The following is a 24,219-nucleotide window of genomic DNA, read 5'->3' as shown; positions in this document are numbered from 1 at the left end:
GTGCATGTAGGAGGATTGCCAACGTCAAGGTAGGCCTGGCGGGAAGGTCAACGCGTTTCGATGCAGATCAAGCTGACCATGATAAATTTTTGCATTGCGTAAAAAATATGCGTGGTGCGCCTGCCTGCCGGCGCACCGCGCCATACGACTTAACGCAGCTGCGTGCGCTGCGCCAGCGATTCCACCAGGTCCACCGAAGGCGGCGAGCCGCCGGCCGCCAGGCAGGCGCCCGCTCCGGCCGCGACGGCAAAGCGCAAGTGCTGGCCGCCGTCCGCATCGGGCCGGTACATCAGGCTGTACAGCAAGCCGCCGATGCTGGCGTCGCCCGCGCCCACCGAGTCGACCACCTCGATGGCGGGCGGGGCCGCCTGCCATGTCTGCTCGCCCAGGTACAGCGCCGCACCTTGCGCGCCGCGCGTATACAAATACGTGGCGTGCGGATTCCAGCCGCGCAGCATGGCAAACGCGCCATCGATGTCGTCGTGGCGGAACAGGCCTGCCAGATCTTCATCGGACACCTTGATCACGTCGGCCAGCTCCGTCATGCGGCGCAGGGTGGCGTCGTAGCGCGCATCCATCATGATGCGGAAATTCGGGTCGTAGCTGATTTTCACGCCAGCCGCCTTGAGCTCCTGCGCCAGCGCCACCAGCTTGCCCGCCAGCGGTTCGCGCGCCAGGCTGATGCCGCCGAAATGCACCCATTGCGCGCCCTGCATCCAGCCGGCCGGCAGCTGCGCCGCGTCGAAATGCAGGTCGGCGCTGTCGTCGCCGATGAAGTAATACGTGGGCGGATGCAGTTCATGCACGATGGCCAGCAGCGGCGACTTCGCGCGGCGCTGCAAGAAGCGCATGTCCAGGCCTGCCGCGTCGGTCGCTTGCGCCAGCGCGTCGCCGAAGACGTCGAGGCTGACGGCGCCCGCAAAGGCGCTGGGCACGCCCAGGCGCGCCATCACGCGCGCCACGTTCCAGGTCGAGCCGCCCACCTGGCTGCTCCAGGCGTCCGCGCCCGTGCGCAGCATGTCCGTCAGCGCTTCGCCGGCCGACACGAATTGTGGAAATTCACGCGGGAAGGCGGCGCTCATGCGGCACCTTTGAGCACGTTCAGCACTTCATAGCAGGCGCCCATGGTGTGGTAATCGGTCTTGCCGGCCGGGCTTTTCTCGTTGCTGATTTTCTGGTTCTCGGGCGTCAGGATGCGGTACCAGGCGCCGTGTTCATGGTCGACGAAATGCTTCCAGCTGTAGTCCCATATCTTGTCGTAGCTTTGCCAGTAGGCGTCGTCGCCTGTGCGCGCGGCCAGCACGGCGGCGGCGGCGAAGCTTTCCGCCTGCACCCAGAAATATTTGTCGCCGTCGCAGATTTCATCGTGCGGGCCAAAACCGTAGTGGATGCCGCCATGCGCGCCATCCCAGGCCTTGGCCAGCGCCGTGTCGTACAGTTCGCGCGCGCGCGGCAGCAGCCACTCCGATGGTCCGGCCATGAACCTGGCGTGGCGCTCCATGATCAACAGCAGCTTGGCCCATTCCGTGAAGTGGCCGGGCTGGTAGCCCCAGGGACGGAAGATATTGCTCTTGTCGTGCAGGTTGTAATCCCAGTCGATAGCCCAGTCGCTCTTGTAGTGTTCCCAGATCATGCCGTTGGCGAGACCCGCCTGGCGCACCGTGATGTTGTGCGCCAGCGTCTCGGCGCGGTGCAAATATCTCGCTTCGCCCGTCGCCTCGAACGCGGCCAGCATGGCTTCGCACGCATGCATGTTCGCGTTCTGGCCACGGTAGCCATCGAGCGTGACCCAGTCGGCGCTGGCCACGTCCGCATACAGGCCGTGCTCGGGCAGCCAGAAGCGCTGCTCCATCAGTTCGAAGGTCTCGTCCAGGTAGGCGCGCGCTTCCGTCACGCCGGCTTGCAAGGCATGCGCATACGCGAGCAGCACGAAGGCCAGGCCATAGCAGTGATTGGCGCCGTCTTCCACAGTCTTGACGCCGTCTTTCCACGACAGTTGCCAGGCGTAGCCGCCCGTGTCCGGGTCGCGGTGCACGTCGCGCAAAAATGCCACGCCATGGCGCAGCGCCGCCTGGTAATCGTCGCCGCCGAAATGGCGGTAAGCCATGGCGTAATTGAAGATGAAGCGCGTGCTGCTGACCAGGTGGCGCGTGGCAGCGTCGTACACGGTGCCGTCGTCGAGGAAGAAGTGATAAAAGCCGCCGCTCGGGTCAAACGCGCGCGGGTGGTAGAAATGCATCGTGTGCAGGATGTGCTTTTCAAGCATAGCCCTGGAGCGAAAATCGGGATTCATGGGTCTCTCATGATATTGTTATCGATAACAATGATGATAGCATGCCGTTTCCGCCCCGTCTCGTCCACTTAAGGGGGCGTGGCTGACTTGCGCTTTTCACGCCACAGCGCCGCCTTGGCCGGGTCGGCCGCCTGCCCCAACTCGCCCTTATCGTACACCTTGACCAGCCGCTCGATGGCTTCCGCGTCGCCCTGCTTCGCCGCCAGCAGGTACAACTCGAAGGGCTGGGGTGCCGGCCCTTGACGCGTGGGACCGCCGCGACCCTGCTCCAGCAGGCGCGCAAAACCCGTCTGGCCCGGCGGGCTTTTCGCGATGGCCGCCATTTCGTACCAGCCCAGCGCCGCCTCGTCGCTCTGCGGCACGCCCTGCCCCACTTCATACGAGTAGGCGACATTGTTCAAGCCCGGCGGATCGAGCGCCTTGGCCGCCTGCATGTACCAGCCGAACGCTTCCCTGCGCTGCGCGTCATCGTGCGCCGTCATCATCAGCCGGTAGCCGATTTCATTGTAGGCGGGAATGAAGCCGTTTTCGGCATAGAACTTCAGCCAGTGCAGCGCGTGCGCCTGTTCTTCCGGGCTGCTGTGGATGTTTTCGAAATGCTGGGCCACCATGAAGTTGGCCAGTTCCACGCCTTGCGCGGCGCCCTTGCGCGACCAGTATTCGCCCAGCTTGCGGTCCACCGCCATGCCCTGCCCCAGCGTATAGGCGACGCCCAGGAATGCCTGCGCCGGGCCATAGCCGCCCTCGGCCGATTTCCGCATCCACGCCAGGCCGGCGTCAACGTCGCGCGGCGTGCCCTCGCCTTCGTGCAGCATCTGCGCCAGCTCCAGCTGGGCGGCCGCATCGCCCTTTTGCGCGGCGCGGCGCGTCTTTTCGTAGGCGGCGATTTTTTCCGGCGACAGGTCGGCCGGGCGGTTGACCACGGCCTGCACCTTCGCGCGCATGTCGTCGAGGCCGGACATATCGAATTCGGCCAGCGCCGGATGCTGGCGCGGTTCTTTGGAGGGCGCAGGCTGCGCCAGCACGGGCTGCGCCAGCGCCAGGGTCAATAACAATACGATGGTCTTCATTTCTTCTCGCTTTCCGCCAGCCTGGCGCGCCATTCGGCGGCGTCTTCGGCATTCGCCGCCTGTCCCAGTTCACCCTTCACGTACACCTCGAGCATGCGCCGCATGGCGGGCAGGTCGCCGCTCCATCCCGCCCGCTCGTACCAGACCAGGGCCAGCTTGTCCGACTGCGCCACGCCCAGACCCAGCTCGTGCGAGCGGGCCAGGTTGCGCATGCCGGCCGGCTCCTTTTCACGCGCCGATCTGTCATACCAGCGGAAGGCCTCGCCGCGCTCCTGCTCATCGGCGGCTGCGCGCATCAGGTGTTCACCGAGCGCGTTATAGGCAGGAATAAAGTGTTCTTCGAGCGCGGCCTTCTTCAGCCATGCGATGGCCAGCGCTTGTTCTTCGGCAGGGCTGCTGCCATCGATGAATTCCAGCGCCAGGATGGTTTGCGCCAGCGCGTCGCCCTGCGCCACGCCCTTGCGCAGCCAGTACTCTCCCTGCACGCGGTCGATCGGCACCTTGCCGCCCACGGTGTAGGCCAGGCCCAAGGCCGATTGCGCCGGCGCGTAGCCGCCTTCGGCCGACTTGCGTATCCAGGCCATCGAGTGCGCCGTGTCTTGCGGCGTGCCGACGCCCAGCTGCAGCATGCGCGCCAGCTCCAGCTGCGCCTCCACGTCGCCCGTTTCAGCCATACGCCGGGTCTCGGCAAACTCGGCGATGCTTTCCGGGCTATGGCTGGCCGCATCGGCCCGTGCCTTGATGGCGATCAGCTGCAGATCGAGCAAGGTGGGCGAGGTCTGGGCAAGGACGGGCAGCGGCAATAGCAAAGGGATCAGCAATAGTAATTTCGTGGGCATGCGGCGGTGTCGAAAAGAAGAAAATACGCATGGTAGCCGATGCCATGCGGGACAGGCGCGCACGGTAGGCGAAGTTTGACAGGGCACGCCGGCAGGCTTACATTGCACGGGCCCACCACTGACACAGGAATGCCATGAACCTTCTATCGAAAACCGCCTTGACCCTGCTGTTCGCCGCCGCCTCCATGGGCGCCAGCGCCGCAGACACCCAGCTGGCCGGCTGCGCCGCCAAGCGAGAAAGCATCCGCAGCGAATTGCAGCAGGCGCAGGAACAGGGCCTGTCCGACAAGGTCGCGGGCCTGACGCGCGCGCTCGACGAGGTCAACGCCCACTGCCGCGACAGTACCCTGATCGAACGCCACAACAAGAAAATCGTCAAGGCGCAGGCCAAGGTGAACCAGACGGAGCGCTCGCTGCGCCTGGCCCAGGAAGCGAATAAAGAGCCGAAGAAGATCGCCAAGCTGGAAGGCAAGCTGGAAAAAGCCAGGGCGGAACTGGCCGCCCTGCAGGCGCAGCAGCCTTAGGCTTTCTCTCCCAGCAGCTGATAAATGCTGGAAAAATCCATCGCGCCCGCCCCCGCCTTGCTGTGCAAGCTATATAAATTGCGCGACAGGGCGCCCAGCGGCACGCTCGCCCCGCTGGCCAGCGCGCTTTCCACGGCCAGGCCCAGGTCTTTCAGCATCAGGTCGACGCCAAAGCCGCCCGTGTAGCCGCGCGACGCGGGCACGTTCTCGGCCACGCCGGGACACGGGTTGTACACCTCCAGGGTCCAGTTGCGGCCCGAGCTTTTCGCCATCACGTCCGACACCACTTTCGGATCGAGGCCATTGGCCACGCCCAGGCGTATCGCCTCGCTGGTGCCGATCATCAAAATCCCCAGCAGCATGTTGTTGCATATCTTGACCGTCTGGCCGCAGCCGGAGCCGCCCGCGTGGAAGATCGCCTTGCCCATGACGTCGAGGTAGGGGCGCGCCGCCGCCAGCGCGGATTCTTCGCCGCCCACCATGAACGTCAAGGTGCCGTTGGTGGCGCCCGCCGTGCCGCCCGACACGGGCGCGTCCAGCATGGGCATGCCCTTTTCCTCGGCCGCGCGCCCCACCTGGCGCGCCGCCTCGGTGGAAATCGTCGAACAGTCGATCAGCAGGGTGCCGGGCCGCGCCTGCGCCAGGATGCCCGCGTCGCCCAAAGGGTTACCCAAATAAGCGCCCAGCACGTGGCGGCTGGCCGGCAGCATGGTGATGACGATGTCGGCCTGGCCTATCGCCGCCGCCCGGTCATCGGACACCAGGCCGCCGCCGTCGGCAAACTGCTGCACGCTGGCCGGCAGCAAGTCGAAACCCGTCACCGCATGGCCGGCCCGCACGAGGTTTTGCGCCATGGGTAAGCCCATGTTGCCCAGGCCGATGAAAACGATATTGGTGCTCATCGCCGCCTCCTTATTTCATCGCAATGGTGGTATTGACGCCGCTGCCGCCATCGTCCGGGGCGAACCAGCGCGCCGTGACGGTCTTGGTCTGCGTCCAGAAATACAGCGCCTGCTTGCCGTTCGGGCCCAGGTCGCCCAGTTTCGACGCGCGCGAGCCCGTGAAGCTGAAATAGGCCACGGGCACGGGGATGGCCACGTTGATGCCCACCTGCCCCACGTCGATCTCGTTCTGGAACTTGCGCCCCGCCCAGCCGGACGAGGTGAAGATCGAGGTGCCGTTGCCGTTCGGGTTGGCGTTGATGAAGGCGATCGCTTCGTCGAGCGTCTCCGTCTCGACCACGCACATGGCGGGGCCGAAGATTTCCTGCGTGTAGACGGCGTTCGACGCAGCCACCTTCGAGAAAATCGTCGGGCCCATGAAGTTGCCGCCCTCGTAGCCGGCCACCTTGTGGCCGCGGCCGTCGAGCAGCAGCTGCGCGCCTTCATCCACGCCCGCCTGGATCAGTTTTTCCGCGCGCTGCATGGCCGCCTTGGACACCATCGGACCCAGGTCGGCCGTGCGGTCGCTGCCAGGTCCCACTTTCAGCGCTTGCGAGCGGGCAACGATTTCCGGCAGCCAGGAGCGGGCCTCACCCACCAGCACGACGACGGAATTGGCCATGCAGCGCTGGCCGGCCGCGCCGAACGCGGCGCCGATCAGGTTATTGATCGCCTGTTCCTTGTTGGCGTCGGCCAGCACCACGCAATGGTTTTTCGCGCCCATCATCGATTGTGCGCGCTTGCCCGATTCGCTGGCGCGGCGGTAGACATGCGTGCCCACATGGGTGGAGCCGATGAAGGACACGGCCTTGATGTCGGGATGGTCGCACAGCAAGTTGACGACGTCGGCGCCGCCATGCACGACGTTCAGCACGCCGGCCGGCAAGCCCGCCTGGTACATCAGTTCGACCAGGTACATGGTCGATGACGGGTCCTGCTCCGACGGTTTCAGGACAAAAGTATTGCCGCAGGCGATAGCGATGGGGAACATGAAGCATGGCAGCATGACGGGGAAATTGAAGGCCGTGATGCCGGCGCCCACGCCCAGCGGCTGGTAGATATTGTAGACATCGACGCCCGTGGCCGCGTTTTCCGCGATTTCGCCCAACTGCAGGGTGGCGATCGAGCACGCATGCTCCACCACTTCCAGGCCCCGCATCACTTCCCCTTCCGCGTCGGGCAGGGTCTTGCCATGTTCGCGGGTGATCAGTTCGGCCAGGGCACCGATGTTTTCGCGGATCAGCTGCTGGTACTTGAGCATGATGCGCATGCGCGCCGCCAGCGGGGTATTACGCCAGGTTTTAAACGCTTCCTTGGCCGTGGCGACGGCCAGATTGACTTCGTCGGGCGTGGAAAACGGCACCCTGGCGACGATGTCCTGCGTGGCCGGGTTGACGACGTCGCGCCATTCCGTGCTGGCCGAGGCGTGATGCTTGCCGGCGATGTGCAGGGGGATGGCGGGGACAGAGGTGAGGGCTTGGTTCATGATTGAGGCTCCGGGTGTGCGATGTTTGTTCAGCTAAACCCAACGGCGTAAAGCTGGGGTCAGACCCGACGGGTCTGACCCCGGAATTATTTTTTAACGAGATTGCATGCCGCCCCATCCATCGGCTTGAACGCCTGGTCGGCGGGGATGGTGGACAGCACTTTCAGGTAATCCCACGCGCCTTTCGATTCGGCCGGGGTTTTGACCTGCACCAGGTACATGTCGTGGATGACGCGGCCGTCCGGGCGGATCGAGGCGTTGTTCATGACGGCATCCTTGATGGGCAGCTCGCGCATTTTCTGGGCGACGATCTTCGAGTCGTCGCTCTTCGCGGCCGCCACCGATTTCAGGTAGTGGTAGACGCTCGAATACACGCCCGCCTGCACCATGGTCGGCTTGGCACCCTTGTTGAGCGCCTCGAAACGCTTGGCGAAGGCGCGGCTGCGGTCATCGTAATCCCAGTAAAAACCGTCCGCATAGACGAGGCCCTGGGCCGTTTCCAGCCCCAGCGCGTGCACGTCGGACAGGAACACCAGCAAGGCGGCCAGGCGCTGCTCCTTGCCGCTGCCGATGCGAAATTCGCGCGCCTGCTTGATGGCCGAGACGGTGTCCGCGCCGCCGTTGGCCAGGCCGATCACCTGTGCTTTCGACCCTTGCGCCTGCACCAGGAAGGACGAGAAATCCGACGCGTTCAGCGGATGGCGCACGGCGCCCAGCACCGTGCCGCCATTGCGCTTGACGACTTCGCTGGCATCCTTTTCCAGCGAATGGCCGAACGCATAATCAACGGTGACGAAATACCAGGATTTCTGTCCCAGCTTGGTCAGCGCCGCCGCCGTGCCGGCCGCCTGCGAATACGTGTCGAACATCCAGTGGAAGCCGTTCGGCGAGCAATCCTCGTTCGTCAGGCGTCCCGTGGCCGGGCCGCTGAACATGGCGATGCCGCCCTTCTCCTTCATCAGTTTTTGCACGGACAGGGCCACCGAGGAATTGGTCAGATCGGCGATGGCGTCGACCTTGTCGCGGTCGATCCATTCGCGCGCCTTGGAGGCGGCGATGTCGGCCTTGTTCAGGTGATCGGCCGAGAGGATTTCGATCTTCATGCCCTTGCATTCGGCTTTCAGACAATCCTCGACGGCCATCTGGCTGGCGACGACGGAGCCGCGCCCGCCCATGGCCGAGTACGGGCCGGACATGTCGGTCAGGATACCGACCTTGACGACGCCATCGGAAATCTGCGCGTGCGCGCCGGTGAAAGACAGGGAAAGCGCCAGCGCGCCCATGGCCAGAACGGTTTTTTTCATGCGTGTCTCCAGGTGAACGGGTTTTCTTATATGTTTAGATGCATTCTGCATGTGTAAAAATATGCGTTCAAGTGGAATTAATGCATAATTCCTTTGCAAAAATGCACAAGGAGAACAAAGTGCTCGATTGGGACAATGTACGGGTCTTCCTGGAACTGACGCGCAGCGCGGGACTCGTCGACGCAGCGAAAAAGCTGGGCATCGACCATTCCACCGTGTCGCGCCGCATGCGCAAGTTCGAGGAGCAGGTGGGCACGCAATTGTTCGACCGCAATTACGTGGGCTACCAGCTGACGCCCGAGGGCCACCGCCTGATGGAATACGCGGAAACGATGGAAAGCACGGTGTTTGCCGCCACCGAGGAATTGGGCGAACACAACCGCCTGCTGTCGGGCCAGGTGCGCCTGGGCGCCACAGAGGGCTTCGGCGCCATCGTGCTGGCGCCCCATTTGGCGCAGTTTTGCGGACGATACCCGCACATCAGCGTGGACCTGATCGCCGTGCCCCGTTTCGTCAGCCTGTCAAAGCGCGAGGCGGACGTGGCCATTTCCATCGAACGGCCCCTGTCCGGCCCGTATGTCGTGACGAAGTTGTCCGATTACCGGCTGAAACTGTACGCCACGCCGGCCTACCTGGCGCGCCACGCAGCGATCACCAGCGTGGCGCAGCTGGCGCAGCACCCGATCATCGGCTATGTGGACGACCTGGTCTTCAGTTCGGAGCTGCGCTACATGGACAACGTGGCACCCGATTCCCTGCGCGCGTTTCGCAGCACCAGCGTCATCGCCCAGTACCACGCGGCGCGCGCGGGCCAGGCACTGGCGATCCTGCCCTGCTTCGTGGCGCAGCAGTCGAACGAACTGGTGCCCGTGCTCGACGGCGAGATCGACCTGCTGCGCGCCTTCTGGATGATTTCGCCCAGCGAGCGGCGCAACATCGCCCGGGTCAGCGCCCTGTGGAACTACCTGCGCAGCGCCATCGATTTGAATCACGCCTATCTGATGGGCGAGACGGCCACGCCCAGCTGGCCAACTTGAGCACACTGCGGCGCGCTACACTGTCGCCACATATTAATTACTAACAACGCCTGATAAAACCGTAGCGAGCGGAAGGGAGTTGTGGTCGAGACGCGCAACTGTACGAAGGTACAGTGAGCATCGCAGGCCGCGACTACCGACGCGCAGTAGGTTTTGGCAGGTGTTTCAGGAGATCGCCATGCTGATAGATGCAAACCAGGCCGTACTGGTCATTGTCGACCTGCAAGGCCGTTTGATGCCGGCCATCCACGACGCCGGCCTGGTGCTGGCGCAAAACCTGCGCCTGGCCAGAATCGCCCACCTGCTCGACGTGCCCGTGCTGGGCACGGAACAGAACCGCCAGGGACTGGGACCGAACGTGGAAGAGGTCGCCGCCCTGTGCGAACGGACCTTGCACAAGACGCATTTCGGCGCCTGTGCCGACGGCTTGCAGGCGATCTTGCCGCCCGGACGCAAACAGATCGTCGTCACCGGTTGCGAAGCCCATGTGTGCATGCTGCAGACGGCCATCGGCCTGCTCGAGCTCGGGTATGACGTCATCATCGCCATCGACGCCGTCGGTTCGCGCCAGGCCGCCAGCCGCGACGCGGCGCTGGCGCGCCTGGGCAAGCTGGGCGCGCAGCTGGTGACGGTGGAAATGCTGGCCTTTGAATGGCTACGCGACTGCAAGCACCCGCGTTTCCGCGAGGTATTGGCGCTGATCAAATAGGCACTCCTTTACGCAGGATCAAACCCATCGGCCGCCCGTTTGCTAGCTTGGTAACAGCGCCGCCATCTTGAACGGCGCAACTGTCCAACCGAGCTGGAGAACCATCATGGCCTATATCCTGCGGGGCAAGCTGTGCGGCTTGATCTGTGCCGAATGTCCGGAACCGTTGTCGCACGTCATCGTGCGCCTGTACCGGCCGCGCGACACGCAAAACGTCACGGCCCTGGCCGTGGCCAGCGCAAAGGAAACCTTCGCCATCCTCACCGACGAGGAAGTGCAGGCGAAAGCCCCCTTCCTGCTGGCCGAAGCGCGCACCGATGACGACGGCAACTACAGTTTCACCCTGGCAGGCGATTACCAGGGCGAGGCTGTGGAGGTCGATATCCTGTGCCCCACCGTGCCCCATTTGAAACCGGGACCGAAAGACCCCGTGCCGCTGCAATTTTCCATCACCACCATCCAGCCCCGCTGGCGCCAGGTCGACAACGATTTCGTCGCCATCTGGGATTACTGCCTGCCGCAGCGCTTCTGGTGCCTGGTGCGCGCCCGTTTCAGCGCCTGGACCATCTGCGGCCGCCTGCGCACCTGCGATGCGCCGCACACGCCGATCGCGGGCGCCACCGTGCGCGCGTTCGACGCGGACTGGCTGCAGGACGATGCGCTGGGCGTTGCAGTGACGGACACCAACGGGCGCTTCCGCATCGACTACCTGACGTCGGACTTCACGCTCACGCCATTCTCGCCGTTCATCAACGTGGAATTTGCCAGCGGACCCGACGTGTACTTCACGGCGCAGCTGGGCAGCGTGACCATCCTGTCGGAAACGCAGGCCAACGGCCGCCAGCCGGGACGCGAAAACGTGGGCCACTGTTTCTGCGTCGAATTGTGCTCGAAAGAAGTGCTACCTCCCGATGTGGAAGGCGTGCCCCACTGGCAGCAGGTGGAAGTGTTCGACATCCACCCCTTCCCTTCGCTGGCGGGCTTTTCCGCGCAAGGCTATGCGGGCGGCCCCGGCGCCTCGTACGTGTTCGCTGGCGGCGTCACATTGAAAGGCAATTGCCCGCTGCGCAACAGCGCCATTCCCGCCAATCCGCTCGAATACCGTTTCCTCATCGGCGAATGGTCCTGGCCGGGCGGCACGGACGACCCGACAGCCTTGCCGACGGTGGCGCCCGCCAGCCTGGCGCCGCTCACGCAAGTGCTCGGCACGCTCGTCGGCTATGTGTTTTATACGAACGGACTGGGCCTGGCCGACTCGGCGCAGGTGATCGTCGATGCGGGCGACTTGAAACCGGGCGGCTGGATACGCGTGGACGGCAAGCCGGTCACCGTGGACATGCGCGACGGCACGACGGCCGTCGTCAACGTGGCGCCCAACATCTTCCTGCGCACCTTCGACTTGCTTACCGTGAATACGCCCGCCATCACCAGCCTGCATCCGGCCAAGCTGCCTGGCGGCTTGCCCATCCTCGACGCGGGCCGCAGCCTGACGGCGGCCGAAAGCGAACCGATACGCCGCTACCGCCTGGGTTTCGAAGTGCGTGACGGAAATACCCTGGCGCTCGTGGCCACGGACGGGCTCGACTCCATCGTCTTCGACAACTCGCCCGTCATCGTGGCGCTGGACCTGGAAGAATTGCGCAGCAATGCCTGCAATCCCATCGCGGGCGGCCTCGTGCATATCCTGTACACGATAGACCATCCGCATTTGCGCTTTTTCAATATCACGATTTCCAACAACAACGGCATCCAGCATCCGCCGCCACCGCTGCCGGCCGCCAGTTTCACGCCGCCTCCACCGCCCAGCAATTATCTGTTCCGCGGCGGCGCAGGCGGGCCTCACCTGTCAGGCAACAATGGCGGCTTCCCCGTCAACGTGGCGCTGGATCCGCCGTGCGCCTACAGAGTGGCCATCGGTTGGCAAACGCGGCATTACCTGGCGTCCAGCCACAGCATTGACAGGCTGTACTGCAAATAGAATAGGCTTGACTCAGAAGTAACGCACCCACGCCTGCTGCGACGTGCGCTTGTAATTGGCAAACGCGCGGCAGGGGAAGTACAGCACGGGCATCAGCAGCAAGGCCAGCAGCCAGACTTGCCAGATATGTTCGACGCCGTAGCGGGTGCCGTGATTGGCGCCCAGCACGGCCGTCAAGGTCAGGCCGATGGCCAGCAGCAGATACAGATGCAGCAAGTAGTAAAACATGGGCGCGCCGCCAAAGGTGGCGCAAGCCCGCGTGAACCCGTTATCGACGCTTTCCAGCCAGGCCAGGCCCAGCAGGCCCAGGCCCAGGGTGAACAGCAAAAAGCCCAGCGACGGCGGATATTTCGTGAAGTTCAGCACGCTCATGGCCGTGCGCAAGGCCGTGTCGCCCGCCACCCACGGCAGGGTTTCACCATACAGATTGAAGCCGCGCAGCAGGCCCAGCAGCAGCAAGCTGCCCGCGCCCAGCGCCAGAAGCAGGCGGCGCCGTCCTTCCGGTGAGCGGCTGCGCGCATACAGGGGGCCGGCAGCATAGCCGAGCACGATCACGCCTATCCACGGCAGCAGCGGATAGCTGACCTTGATCTTCATCGCACCGTCGGCCACCAGATAACCGCGTTGCAGCAGCAGCGTCAGAGCGTAATAGCCAAGGCTGTCCTGTTCCGCGCGCAAGCCGGTCATCAAATGCTGGCCCGCGATCATCGCCACACCGAGCACGAGCAGCACTTTCAAGGGCAGCTTGTGCAGCACGGCCAGCGCCATCATGGCCAGGCCGATGACCCAGATCACCTGCAGGTACAGCACGGCGGGCGGAAACGCCCCGCTCCACGCGAAATTGACGAACACCAGTTCCAGCACGACCAGCAGCAAGCCCCGCTTGAACAGGAAACCGCTAGCACTGCGAGGACCGGCGGCCGGATGCGCGTACAACCAGGCGGACAGTCCCGTCAGGAAAACGAACATGGGCGCGCAGACGTGGGCGGCCAGGCGCGTGAAGAACAGGGCCGGATCGACGTGGGCCGCATCCATGGGGTCGCTGACCTGGTGATGTAAAAAGACGGTCTCGCGCACATGGTCGAACAGCATGATCAGCATGACGAGGCCGCGCAGCACGTCGATGACGGCGATGCGGGTGCGCAGGGTGGCGGAGGAAGTCAGTGGAACAGTCATTGGTTGATTTATAAAAACTTTAGTGAGTCGGCAGTGTTATTTCACCCCACCAGCAAAATCTGGGGTCAGACCCGCCGGGTCTGACCCCGGCTCTATGCTGCTGGGTTCGAACAATGATGTGGCATGTACAGAGCCCCACAGTTAAAACCGGTAATGGGCATTCAAGTTCACCGTGCGCTCCGCCCCCGGCGCCACCCACAGTTGGCTGTAGGAACTCGCATAGTAGCTGCGGTTGAACAGGTTTTCCACGCTCAAAGCCAATCGCAGTCTGGCGTTGGGCGCATACGACGCCAGCAATCTGGCCGTCGTATAGGCCGGCAGGGTAAATTGGCTGCTGACGGCCACGTCGCCCAGGCGCTCGCCCACATACTGAAAACCGCCGCCCACGCTGGCCGTGCCCGTGCCCAGCGCGAACTGCTGCGTGGCCAGCAGGTTGGCGCTGTGGCGCGGCACGTTGGCGAAGCGGCTGCCCGTCACGATCGTATTGTCGCCGCGCGTGACGGTGGCGTTGGTGTAGGCATAGGCGCCCGAGACGCGCAAGCCGCGCGCCAGTTCGCCCGACACATCGAGCTCCAGGCCCCGGCTGCCCACCTCGCCCGCCGCGATGGCGAAGTCCGTGTTGGCGGGATTGGTCGTCAGCACATTGCTCTTGCGGATGTCATACACGGCCACCGTCCCCGTCAGCTTGCCCGTTTCCAGCTTCGCGCCCAGTTCATACGAACGGCTGCGCTCGGCCGGGAAAGCCTGGTTATCGAGGCTGATGCCGCTGTTGGGCCGGAAACCCTTCGCCGCGCTCGCGTACAGCGACCACATTGTCGACGGCTGGTAGACGAGGCCCGCGCGCGGGCTGGTGGCCGACAGCGACTGGCGGTTGCTCACGTTCAGGCGATGGTTCGCCACATCCTGCGTGTAGCTGTCGCGGCGCACGCCAACGAGCGCCTTCCATTGCGCCCCCAGGTCGATCTGGTCCTGCGCGTACAGGCCGCGCGCCCGTTGCCCTTCCTGCGTGTCGATGGACAGGGCCAGCGGCGCGGCCTTGCCGCCATACACGGGATTGAAAATGTCGATGGCATAGGCATTCGCGGCACTGGGATTGCGCCGCAGCTGTACCCGGTGGTCGTCGAAATGATAGGCATCGACGCCGGCCAGCACCTCGTGCGCCAGCGCGCCCGTTTTGAACTCGCCCAGCAACTCGACGCGGGCGGAGACGTCGGTGGCCGAGAAATCGCGGTGGCGGCGCTGCCGGTTCAGGGTGCGGCCATCGGCCAGCAGCTTGTTCGCCTCGGTCGAATAACCGCGCAATTCGCTGTCGCGGTAGGAAGCGCCCGCCTGCAGCGTCCAGTCGTCGGACAGCGCATGGTGGATAAACAGCTGCTGCCCCAGCGACTTGACCGTCATGGGGCCGTCGCCCGGTTCGCCCAGGAAACGCGACACGGGCACGGCCCCCAGCTTGCCGTTCACGGCCACCACGCCCCGGTCGAACGGCGCGCGCTGGCGCACCGCTTCGATTTCATACGCCACGGTCGTGTGCTCGCCCGCCAGCCAGATAAACGAGGGAGAAAACAGGCTGCGCTCGACTTTCACCGTATCGCGGAAGCTGTGCCCTTCCTCATGCGCGGCGTTCAGGCGATAGGCGATGGTCTCGCTCAACGGTCCCGTCAAGTCCAGCGCGGCGCGGCGCGTCTGGAAGCTGCCCAGCGCAACATCGGCGCTGTATTCCGGTGCGAACTTCGGCTTTTTCGTCGTGATGTTCACCGTGCCGCCCGGCTCGCCCCGGCCGTACAGGGCCGACGCGGGGCCTTTGAGCACTTCCACATTCTGCGTATTGCCGCCGTCGCGCATGCCGTTGTAGCCGCGGCTGGAACTGAAGCCGTTGACCATGTAGTCGGAACCGAAATTCGGGTCGCCCGTGAAACCGCGCATGGCATAGCTGTCCCACAGGCCGCCCAGCGGACTTTGTTTTGAAATACCGCTGGCCAGGTCCAGCGCGCCCGCCAAAGTCGTCACGCCGGCGTCGCGCAGCAGGTCGCCGGTCAGCACGCGCACGCTTTGCGGCAAGTCCATCAATAAAGCGTCCGTCTTGGTGGCGCCCGTGGCGGACATACTGCGGTAATGCTGGCGCTCGGCCTTGACGGTAACGACATCGCCGGCCTGCACATCATCGATTGCCAGTGACCAGGGGCTGGCGGCGGCAAGTAACAGCGCCACGGGGCGGCGTAAAAACACGGGCATGGAATTCCTGACGAAGGCGCAAATCAATGCAATAGGCTTGCATTATAATTGATAATCAATTCTCATTAAAGCCTTCATGAACAATCTGCGCCAAAAACTCCACGAACACCTGCACCTTGGCGGCGCGCAGCTGACGCGGGTGGAACAGCGCCCACAAATCCGGTCCCCGCGTGCGGAACGGCTGTAGCACGGGCACCAGGGTCCCCTCGCGCAAAGGCTGCAAGACGGAAACGGATAGCGCCTGGACGATGCCGCAACCGGCCTGGGCAGCGGCGATCATCGATTCGATATGGTCGAAAGACAAGGCCGCGGCCGGCGTGTGGGCGTACGGCTCGCCTGCTTCCCCATCCTGGAACAGCCAGGGCCGCACCTGGCGCGCTTTCGGATACAGGAAATGCAGGCAGGCAAACTGATCCAGTTCCTGCGGCGTGCGCGGCACGCCATGCCGGGCGATGAAGGCGGGGGAAGCGCAGCACAGATAATCCATGGTCAGCACGCTGCGCGCCACCAGCGACGAATCCTGCGGTTCGCCGATGCGCAGCATCACGTCGATGCCCTCTTCCACCATGTCGACCAGGCGGTCGCTGACCGTCAGGCGCAGGGAAATGTCGGGATAGGCGGCGGTAAAGCGGGGCAAGGCGGGCGCCATCAGATTGCGGCTGATGCTGCTGGGCATATCCACGCGCAGGCTGCCCGAGGGTTTCCCTGCCGCCTGTTCCAGACTGGATTCCAGCGCCGCCATGCCGGCCAGCACCTGGCGCGCCTGCGCGTGGCACTGCTGGCCTTCGGCCGTGAGCGACATGCTGCGCGTCGTGCGCTGCAACAGGCGCACGCCGAAATGCTTTTCCAGCGCCGCCACCTGGTTCGTCACCGACGAGGTGGAAATGCCCAGGCGCTGCGCCGCCTTGCTGAAGCCGCCCGCCTCGACCACGGCGCAAAATACCTTCATCGCTTCCAGCCTGTCCATGCTTTTCCTTGCTGTTTTTCAGAGGATTATCCACGATTCCGCAATAGTGCATCGGGCCGCGCCCCGTTTTTCTTTATTCCCTTCCCGCCTAGACTGGGGGCATCAACCACAGGAGAACCCCATGCAAGCCCTCGTCCTCACCAGCTTCGCCACCCGCATGACCATCGAGCAGCTGCCCGTGCCGCAGCCCGGCCCCGGGCAAGTCCTCGTGCGCATCGCCGCCAGCGGCGTCAATCCGCTGGACACGAAGATCGCCGCCGGCGCCGCGCCGCACGCCCGGCCCAGCCTGCCCGCCATCCTCGGTATCGACGTGTCCGGCACGGTGGCGGCCGTGGGCGAAGGCGTGACGACTTTGCACGTTGGCGCAACAGTGTATGGCATGGCGGGCGGCATCGCCGGCATCCAGGGTTCGCTGGCCGAGTACGGCATCTTCGACGCCGCCCTGCTGGCGCCCGTGCCGCCCGCGCTGAGCATGCGCGAAGCGGCCGCCCTGCCCCTCGTCTTCATCACGGCCTGGGAAGGGCTGGTAGACCGCGCCCACGTGAAGGCGGGCGACAGCGTGCTCGTGCATGGCGGCGCGGGCGGCGTGGGCCACATGGCCGTGCAGCTCGCCGTCGCCCTGGGCGCGAAGGTCTCTGCCACGGGCAGCGCCGCCAGCCGCGCCGCCATCGAAGCGCTGGGCGCGCGCTTCATCGATTACCACACCAGCATGGTCGATGACTACGTGGCCGAGCATACCGGCGGCGCCGGCTTCGACATCGTCTACGACACGGTGGGCGGCGCCACCCTGGATGCCAGTTTCAAGGCGGCACGCATGTATGGCGGCCACGTCGTCAGCTGCCTCGGCTGGGGCACGTTCGCCCTGAGCCCGCTGACGGCGCGCGCGGCGACTTACTCGGGCGTATTCACCCTGCTGCCCCTGTTGAGCGGCGAGCATCACGCGCGCCATGGCGCGATTCTGCGCGAAGCCAACAAGTTAATAGAGGCGGGCAAGCTGCGGGTGCGGCTCGATCCACGCCGCTTTAGCTTGCGCACGGCACACGAGGCGCATGTGGCGCAGATGGACGGCAGCGCGCGCGGCAAGCTGGTGGTGGATGTGGCAGATTGAAGGCAGGCTTGTTTCTCAAGCGCGCAAGCGCTAATATGCAAGAATTAACTTGCATATTGAGGTAAGGCGAAAATGCTGCGTGAACAACTGGAAAAACTGCTGGCGCAGGGCCGCGACAGCGCGCTGCTGCGCTTTGGCCTGGGCGACGCCTGCCTGAAAGACAATGACGCCGAGCAAACCGTCATCCACCTGGCGCAGGCGACGCAACAGCAAACAAGCTATTCTGCCGCCTGGAAACTGCTGGGCAAGGCCCTGCTCCAGCTGGGCAGGCTGGATGAAGCGCAGGCTGCCTGGACCACGGGCGTCACAGTCGCCCAGCAGCAAGGCGACCTGCAAGCCGTCAAGGAAATGACGGTATTCCTGAAACGCCTGCAAAAACAGCGGCAGGCGGCACAGTAAAAACGGCTTAGTGCGCGTGCGCCGCGGCCTTGGCATCAAGAGGCACTGCCTCGCCCCGTTCCTTCGCCAGGCGCTTGGCCAGCAAGCCGCCCGCTTCGGCCGCATAGGCGCGGCAGGCGCTGGCGTCGATCAGGGGATTGCTTGTGGCGCTGCGCCTGGCCGCCTTGCCCAGCACGTCCGTCGTGCCCGGATGCACGGGGATGATGATGTCGCATGGCAAGGCCGCCACCTTGGCGATGCTCGCTTCGAACGAGGCAGAAATATCGGGCGTGCCGCCTTTGCCTGTATAACTGAAATCGCCGCTGGCATAAGGATTCAGGCTGTCCGCATACACCACATTCAGGCAGCGTGCATCTTCGCATGAGGTCCAGGTCCACGTCGTGCCGCCGGGCGTGTGGCCCGGCGTCATGTGGGCCGTCAAGCTCAACGGTCCAACCTTGACGGTATCGCCCTCGCCCACGAGGCTAACCTTGCTTACCTTGGCCACATGCACGACGGGATTGGCCTGGTATTGCGGATCATCCTTGCCATTGGTGCCACTTTGCAGCACCGGGGCGCCCGCTGCGCTGGCCATCACGGTGGCGCCGCTGGCCCGCTGCAGCGCGGCAATGCCGCCCGCATGGTCCCAATGCGCGTGCGAATTGAGGATATATTTCACATCCTCGATGCGAAAGCCCAGCGCCTTGATATTGTCGATGATCAAAGGCGCCGATTGCGGCAGCGCGCCGTCGAGCAGGATGTGGCCTTGCGGGCTCGTCACCAGCACGGCGGACAGGCCTGCCGTGCCCACATACCAGCTATTGCCATAGATATTGAACGGCTTGACGGGCGCATTCCATTCCTTGCAATTGTCGCAATTAACCGGTTTATCCTGCACCGGCGCGGGCGTCTTTGCCTGCACCGTGCCTGCCGCCATGGTCGCAACCGTAGCCAGCATCAACTTCGCCAATAGTGTCATTGTCATCTCCAGAGTGTAAAAAGAAAGGCGGCCGCACGCGCGGCGCGCCCGGGGGGGTATCAATGCATGCGGCCTGGGCTCCCGGCCAGGGTGTCGCGGATGTGTCCGGCGTCGAGCGAGCGCCGCTGCGCGCCGTCGGCATCGAGCAGCACCACGGTGACGTGCTTGCCGCCGCTGCGCATGCGCATGGTCAGGCAGCTGCCCGCCGCGTGGCTGCTGCCCGTCTTGGACAATAAAATGTCCCAGCCCTTGCCGCCCACCAGCGGGTTGGTGTTGTGCAAGGTGCGGACCTTGCCATTGACGGCCACGCTGGCCTGCGGGTGGCTGGTGATGCGGGCGATGTCCGGATAGCGCGCGGCCGCCGCGACGATCTTCGCCACCTCGCTGGCCGTCGACGTATTCGCGGGCGAACTGCCGACGGGGTCCGTCAGCGATGTGCGCGTCAAGCCCAGGTGGCGGATCTTCGCTTGCAAGGCCTGTTGAAACGCCGCGCTGCCGCCCGGATAAGTGCGCGCCAGCGCGGCGGCGGCGCGGTTTTCGGAGGGCAGCAGCGCCAGTTGCAACAGCGCGCCGCGCGACACGGCCACGCCCTCGGCCAGCAGGCTGTGGCGCTGCAAGGACGCATCGCCATCGGCGCGCACGATGCGCAACTGTTCGTCGGGGGCCAGGCCCGCATCGAGCACCACCATGGCCGTCATCAGCTTGGTGATCGAGGCGATGGGCACGACGGCGTCCGCATCTTTCGCCATCAGCACCTTGCCCGTGCTGTCGTCAAATACCAGCATGTGTTTCGCGCTGACGGGCAAGTCCAGCATGGCGACGGCGGCATCGGCCAGGATCGTCCCGTTGACGGCAGGCTTGCCCTGCACCTGCAGCAGCAGGGTGGCGCAGGCCAGCAGCAAGGCGGGCACGGCCAGTTTCCAGCCGGCCGTGTCAAGCCCGGGCGTCATCAGCCGTTCGATGCGCGTCAGCAGCGCCCCGCCCCGGGCCGACATCAGCAAGCCGGCATGTTGCGGCGCGGCAGCGTGCAGGGACAAGGCATGCAGCGCCGTGGCCAGCTGCTGCGGATCTTGCAGCGCTTGCGCGGCCAGCGCGTCGGCCACCTGTTCCCGTTCGGCCCGCATGCGCGCCGACAGCCACCAGACGACGGGGTGAAAGAACAGCAGCGCCTCGGCCACGCTTTGCAGCAGGTTGACCAGGTAATCCCAGCGCCGCACGTGCGCCAGTTCATGCGCCAGCAGCGCTTCGAGCAAGGCGACGGGCATGCCGCTCAGCAAGGCGGCCGGCAGCAGGATGACGGGGCGCCAGAATCCCACCGTGACGGGGCTAGCCAGTCCTCTATGCAGCTTCAGCGGCACTTTCCGACTGCCGTGCAAGCCCATGCGCAGCGCCAGCGCATCGAGGCGCGCCTGCCAGATGGCCGGGGCAGCGACCGCCTGGCGGCGCAGCTTGCCGACCCAGGCCAGGCCCAGGCACAGGCGCAAACTCATCAGGGCGACACCGGCGCTCCAGGCCAGCACCAGGGCCGGCATCCACGCTTGCAGCGCGGCGCGCCAGGCGGGCGGAGCGTCCACCGTCAGCCGGGCCGGCGATGCGCCCGACAGCAGGGACAGCAGGTGCACAAAAGGAATACAAACGCACAGCAGCAGCGCCAGCGCGCAGACGGCATAGCGCCAGCGCGCGCTGGCCTGACGCAGCAGCCAGAGCAGGACGGCGGACACGGCACCGACGATCAAGCCCTGCCAGACGAAATACAGCAAGACCCAGCCCAGCGCAGGGACCAGCTTGCCCAACTCGATGCCCAAGCGCATGTCCACATTCATGGCTGTTTGCCATCCTTGCTGCGCAGAATTTTTTCAATTTCCAGGCGTTCCGCGTCGCTCACGTGCTCGCGCAGCGCCGTCAGCACCAGCGCCTTGCCGGAGCCGGAAAACACCTTGCCGATCAAGTCCTTGAGCAGACTCGTCTGCAGCTTTTCCTGCGCATCGACGGCCGCATACAGCTGCGGTCGCTGGCTTTCGTCGCGGCTCAGCAAGCCCTTGCCATGCATCAGCTGCAACTGGCGCAGCACGGTGGCGTAACTGGCGTCGGCACGCTCTTCGGCCAGGGCGTCGTACACGGCGCGCGCGTCGGACGGACCGCGCCGCCACAGGATGCGCAGCAGATCCAGTTCGGCGGCCGTGGGATGGGGAGTGGAGGTATTTTTTAACATGACGCTAGAATACCCATTCTAGAACTCTATGTCTAGAACTTTTTTTCTAGCGCATGTCTGACTAAAAATCGCGCAAGCGGTCAAACAAGGCATACAGCGCCGCCACATCCGGCAGCGGCACTTGCGCCAGCACCTGCTCCAGCGCCACATAGATTTCATCGCGCTCCACCGTTTCGATGACGCTGGAACGCCGCTCGATCTGGTTGAACACGCCGACATAGGCGGTGACCATCTCCTGCGCCACGGCTTGCGCCGTCCCGGCATCGTTCGCGCCGTCGAGCGTGCGCGCCGTGGCCAGCAGCTTTTTATACGCCTGCGCGGCTTTTTTGGCATACGCCGCCGCAATGTGCGCGCGGCCATCCCAGTCGCGGAACGGATTGTCCAGGTTTTCCGCCAGCCATTCCGGCTTGCGCGGCCGCGTCACCGACAGGTCCAGACCCAGCACCGCCGCCTTTTTATAACTGGCCTTGATGGCCTTGGCGGCGTCGGCCGGCAGGCTGGTCAGGCACAGGCTGGACAAGGCCGGCAACTGCGCCGGCGCGGGGAAGTCGTCGGCACCGTAGCCGAACAGTTCATACGCGGTGAAGGAGCGCAAACGGTCCAGTCTGGCGATGCTGGCCACGTTTGACGCCAGCCCCGGCTTGCCCCACACGGTCAGGTCCGTCAGCAAGGGGAAACGCTGCGCCACCATGTCGAAATCCACGGCCGGCATGGCGCTCAGCGACAGGCGCGCCAGCTGGTCGAGGCCGTGGAATGGCGTCAGGGCGCCGGAACACTGCAGGCGCAGGAAGCGCCCTGCATGCGGGTCGTCGATGCGCAGCGCGGACGACGGCGCGCCATTCAGTATCAGGGTGCTCAAACCCTCGTTCAGGCGCAGCGAGCGCAAGCCTGCGCCATGCACGACGAGACGGCTGACATTGCTGTTGCGCAAGTCGAGTTCGCTCTCCGTCGAGGATTGCCAGTGCACTTCGTTGATGATGGGGTTGCCGTTGATGTAGGCGGCCAGCGCCGCGCTGCCGTGGCGCGTCTCGATGGTCGTCAGGCAAGGCAGCTGGTCCAGTTCGGACAGGTCGCCGAGCGCCTGCAGGATATCGTCGCCGATGCGGCTCGTCTTCTGGCGCACGGCCTGGCCGCCGACCATCACTTCCTCGCTCGATGCCGCCTTGAAGCGCTGGCGCCGGGCCGGGTCGACCTGCTCCCAGCGGCGCTGGCGGTACACGCTGTCGCCCACGTGCCAGCCGCCGCTGTAGCTTTTCACTGCCGTCTCGACCAGCGGCGCGACATTGGCCACCAGGCTGTAGTGGCGCGGCACCGTCGCGCTGGCAAAGCTGTGGTCGTGGCGCTTGTTCCAGAAATAGTAATCGCACACCAGGGGGCGCATCGCCTGCACGGCGTGCGCATCGGGCAAGGTGTCGCCCGTCCAGTCCAGCTGCAAAATGGCGGCCAGCGGGGCGCTGCCGGACGCGGCATCGTCGATGGCCGTGACCTGGCAAGCCACATACTGCTGCAGCCTGTGCGAAAACACACTGTAGATATCTCCAACCTTGGCAAGCACGCTGATTTCCTTGTAGCAAACAATGAGGCCAGCACGATAGCAAAGATTGGCGGCGCGCGGCGTACGCACCGCCTGAGTGCCTGCCCTGGTCAGTCCGCGTGCAGCTTGTGATGCATGCGGCGCAAGCCCAGCCAGACGGCGGCCGCCACGAACGGTACCAGGGCGCCGACGAGGATTTCCGGATTCACGGGCAGCCCCAGCACCTTGGCCGCCTTGCCCGTGTAGCTGAACAGGCCGATCACATAATACGAAATGGCGGCCACGGACAAGCCTTCCACCGCTTGCTGCAAGCGCAGCTGCTGCGCCGCGCGGGCGTTCATCGATTGCAGGATTTGCCGGTTTTGCAACTCCTGCACGATGCCCACGCGCGTGCGCAGCAAATCGTTCGTGTTGGCAATGCGCTGCGCCATCGCTTCCTGGCGGCTGGACATCGCTTCACACGTATTCATGGCGGGCGTCAAACGGCGGTCCATGAATTCCTCGACCGTGGGGATGCCCTCGATGCGCACTTCGCGCAGCTCGTCGATGCGCGCCTTGACGAGGCCCATATAGGCTTTCGAGGCGGAAAAACGGTAGCTATTGTCGAGCGACAGCTTTTCTATGCGGGCCGCCAGGCGCGTGATGCGGTCGAGCAAGGCTTGCTCGGAGACGCCCTCATCGCCGGCTCCTGGGGCGTCGTCCGTATCGACCATGGCGGCGGCCAGGGTCGCCAGTTCGTTCTCGATGGCATTCAACGATGGCGCCGCCTGCATGGCGTAGGGCAAGCCCAACAAGGCCATCATGCGGTAGGTTTCGATTTCCAGCACGCGCTGCACCAGGCGGCCCGACTGCTGCGAGCGCATGCCCGCGTCGCGGATGACGAAACGGCTGAAGCCGTCAGACTGGATGGTGAAATCCGTCCACAATTCGCCGCCCTGCAGCACCTTGCTGCCGGCCAGGGTATTGCCCTCGAACACGCGCGACAAGCCTTGCATGAAGATTTCGGCCGGCTCCGTTGCCTGCTCGAGCACCACGTGGGCGGCCACCATCAGCTTGCCCTTCAAGCCCACCAGCCATTGCTGTGGCAACTGTTCCAGGGGCATGCGTTCGAACGCCTGCTCCAGTGGCAAGGCGGCGCCCGGATGTTCGGCGAAGGTAAACGTGGCAAATTCCGTGTGGCATTCCCATTTCAGGCGGAAGCGGCCAAAGTCGTAATAGAAATACTTGGCTTCGGCAGCGGGCGGCGTGACGCCGAAATGCGTGCACAGGGCCGCCAGCGTGGCATGTTGCGCCGCCATATTCGACGCACCGGGCGCCGCGCTGTCATCCTTGTAGACGGCCAGGTGGGTGATCAGCTCGGGGGCATCGAGCTGCAAAAACGGCCGCGAGTGGATTTCCGCAGCCAGCGGCACGCGCAAGGCGTGGTTCAAACTGGAGTTAATCAAGTGCATG

Annotated in this window: 21 protein-coding genes; 6 read left to right on the top strand and 15 right to left on the bottom strand. The window is 64.7% G+C overall.

The window, feature by feature from the left end; genetic code table 11:
- Positions 1-149 precede the first annotated feature (149 nt).
- The 4 genes from D9M09_RS09685 to D9M09_RS09670 all read right to left on the bottom strand — a co-directional run bounded on the left by D9M09_RS09685 (position 150) and on the right by D9M09_RS09670 (position 4,202).
- A complete protein-coding gene (locus tag D9M09_RS09685) occupies positions 150-1,082 on the bottom strand; it encodes a carbohydrate kinase family protein (RefSeq protein WP_070310690.1) in 933 nt (310 codons plus the stop codon).
- Positions 1,079-2,293 carry an AGE family epimerase/isomerase gene (locus tag D9M09_RS09680; protein ID WP_070310691.1) on the bottom strand — a complete coding sequence of 405 codons (1,215 nt, stop codon included), beginning with the start codon at positions 2,291-2,293 and terminating at the stop codon, positions 1,079-1,081. Before D9M09_RS09680 ends, D9M09_RS09685 begins: the two co-directional genes overlap by 4 nt.
- 68 nt (positions 2,294-2,361) lie before the next feature.
- Positions 2,362-3,363: a tetratricopeptide repeat protein gene (locus tag D9M09_RS09675; RefSeq protein ID WP_162995624.1), complete on the bottom strand. Its 1,002-nt coding sequence runs from the start codon at positions 3,361-3,363 to the stop codon at positions 2,362-2,364.
- Complete coding sequence (locus D9M09_RS09670; RefSeq protein ID WP_121669162.1) at positions 3,360-4,202, bottom strand: tetratricopeptide repeat protein; 843 nt, start codon at positions 4,200-4,202, stop codon at positions 3,360-3,362. Before D9M09_RS09670 ends, D9M09_RS09675 begins: the two co-directional genes overlap by 4 nt.
- A gap of 134 nt (positions 4,203-4,336) precedes the next feature.
- On the opposite strand from D9M09_RS09670, the gene D9M09_RS09665 reads away from it, so the two are divergent.
- A complete protein-coding gene (locus D9M09_RS09665; RefSeq protein WP_099408610.1) occupies positions 4,337-4,726 on the top strand; it encodes a DUF1090 family protein in 390 nt (129 codons plus the stop codon).
- Here D9M09_RS09665 and mmsB read toward each other — a convergent pair.
- From mmsB to D9M09_RS09650, 3 genes are all read right to left on the bottom strand, one after another.
- The gene (gene mmsB, locus D9M09_RS09660; protein ID WP_121669161.1) at positions 4,723-5,628 is read right to left on the bottom strand and encodes a 3-hydroxyisobutyrate dehydrogenase; all 906 of its coding nucleotides are present in this window, start codon (positions 5,626-5,628) and stop codon (positions 4,723-4,725) included. The genes D9M09_RS09665 and mmsB overlap by 4 nt on opposite strands.
- Before the next feature lie 10 nt (positions 5,629-5,638).
- Positions 5,639-7,153 carry a CoA-acylating methylmalonate-semialdehyde dehydrogenase gene (locus tag D9M09_RS09655; RefSeq protein ID WP_121669160.1) on the bottom strand — a complete coding sequence of 505 codons (1,515 nt, stop codon included), beginning with the start codon at positions 7,151-7,153 and terminating at the stop codon, positions 5,639-5,641.
- Positions 7,154-7,239: 86 nt separating this feature from the next.
- Positions 7,240-8,457, bottom strand: a complete 1,218-nt coding sequence (locus D9M09_RS09650) for an ABC transporter substrate-binding protein (protein ID WP_121669159.1) — start codon at positions 8,455-8,457, stop codon at positions 7,240-7,242.
- Between the two features lie 119 nt (positions 8,458-8,576).
- On the opposite strand from D9M09_RS09650, the gene D9M09_RS09645 reads away from it, so the two are divergent.
- From D9M09_RS09645 to D9M09_RS09635, 3 genes are all read left to right on the top strand, one after another.
- Positions 8,577-9,494: a LysR family transcriptional regulator gene (locus D9M09_RS09645; RefSeq protein ID WP_121671030.1), complete on the top strand. Its 918-nt coding sequence runs from the start codon at positions 8,577-8,579 to the stop codon at positions 9,492-9,494.
- A gap of 178 nt (positions 9,495-9,672) precedes the next feature.
- Entirely contained in the window at positions 9,673-10,203 is a 531-nt protein-coding gene (locus D9M09_RS09640; protein WP_121669158.1) for an isochorismatase family protein, read from the top strand.
- A gap of 106 nt (positions 10,204-10,309) precedes the next feature.
- Positions 10,310-12,181, top strand: a complete 1,872-nt coding sequence (locus D9M09_RS09635; protein ID WP_121669157.1) for a carboxypeptidase-like regulatory domain-containing protein — start codon at positions 10,310-10,312, stop codon at positions 12,179-12,181.
- 12 nt (positions 12,182-12,193) lie between these two features.
- On the opposite strand, the gene D9M09_RS09630 is transcribed toward D9M09_RS09635, so the two are convergent.
- From D9M09_RS09630 to D9M09_RS09620, 3 genes are all read right to left on the bottom strand, one after another.
- Positions 12,194-13,357 (bottom strand): DUF1624 domain-containing protein, encoded by a 1,164-nt coding sequence (locus D9M09_RS09630; RefSeq protein WP_121669156.1) that lies wholly within the window; start codon positions 13,355-13,357, stop codon positions 12,194-12,196.
- Positions 13,358-13,498: 141 nt separating this feature from the next.
- The gene (locus D9M09_RS09625; RefSeq protein ID WP_162995623.1) at positions 13,499-15,589 is read right to left on the bottom strand and encodes a TonB-dependent siderophore receptor; all 2,091 of its coding nucleotides are present in this window, start codon (positions 15,587-15,589) and stop codon (positions 13,499-13,501) included.
- 55 nt (positions 15,590-15,644) lie between these two features.
- On the bottom strand, positions 15,645-16,556 hold the full coding sequence (locus tag D9M09_RS09620; protein ID WP_121669155.1) for a LysR family transcriptional regulator: 912 nt from the start codon (positions 16,554-16,556) through the stop codon (positions 15,645-15,647).
- Positions 16,557-16,677: 121 nt separating this feature from the next.
- Here D9M09_RS09620 and D9M09_RS09615 point away from each other — a divergent pair, with 121 nt between their 5' ends.
- Both D9M09_RS09615 and D9M09_RS09610 read left to right on the top strand, forming a co-directional pair.
- Positions 16,678-17,664: a zinc-dependent alcohol dehydrogenase family protein gene (locus D9M09_RS09615; RefSeq protein WP_121669154.1), complete on the top strand. Its 987-nt coding sequence runs from the start codon at positions 16,678-16,680 to the stop codon at positions 17,662-17,664.
- A 72-nt stretch (positions 17,665-17,736) separates the two neighbouring features.
- On the top strand, positions 17,737-18,063 hold the full coding sequence (locus D9M09_RS09610) for a hypothetical protein (protein ID WP_240453599.1): 327 nt from the start codon (positions 17,737-17,739) through the stop codon (positions 18,061-18,063).
- Between the two features lie 7 nt (positions 18,064-18,070).
- Here the strand turns inward: D9M09_RS09610 and bla are convergent, their stop codons facing one another.
- The 5 genes from bla to D9M09_RS09585 all read right to left on the bottom strand — a co-directional run bounded on the left by bla (position 18,071) and on the right by D9M09_RS09585 (position 24,218).
- Positions 18,071-19,000, bottom strand: a complete 930-nt coding sequence (bla, locus tag D9M09_RS09605) for a subclass B3 metallo-beta-lactamase (protein ID WP_240453598.1) — start codon at positions 18,998-19,000, stop codon at positions 18,071-18,073.
- Positions 19,001-19,080: 80 nt separating this feature from the next.
- Positions 19,081-20,844, bottom strand: coding sequence for a M56 family metallopeptidase (locus tag D9M09_RS09600; RefSeq protein WP_121669153.1), 1,764 nt, complete (start codon positions 20,842-20,844; stop codon positions 19,081-19,083).
- Entirely contained in the window at positions 20,841-21,233 is a 393-nt protein-coding gene (locus tag D9M09_RS09595; RefSeq protein ID WP_070310901.1) for a BlaI/MecI/CopY family transcriptional regulator, read from the bottom strand. Before D9M09_RS09595 ends, D9M09_RS09600 begins: the two co-directional genes overlap by 4 nt.
- A 61-nt stretch (positions 21,234-21,294) precedes the next feature.
- Complete coding sequence (locus tag D9M09_RS09590) at positions 21,295-22,788, bottom strand: hypothetical protein (protein ID WP_162995622.1); 1,494 nt, start codon at positions 22,786-22,788, stop codon at positions 21,295-21,297.
- A gap of 89 nt (positions 22,789-22,877) precedes the next feature.
- Positions 22,878-24,218, bottom strand: coding sequence for a DUF3422 family protein (locus D9M09_RS09585; RefSeq protein WP_070222052.1), 1,341 nt, complete (start codon positions 24,216-24,218; stop codon positions 22,878-22,880).
- Between the last annotated feature and the right edge of the window lies 1 nt (position 24,219).

The sequence above is a fragment of the Janthinobacterium agaricidamnosum genome (assembly GCF_003667705.1).
GTDB lineage: Bacteria > Pseudomonadota > Gammaproteobacteria > Burkholderiales > Burkholderiaceae_D > Janthinobacterium.
Note: the sequence above shows the minus strand (reverse complement) of the source record. Positions and strands in the feature narration are given on the sequence as shown.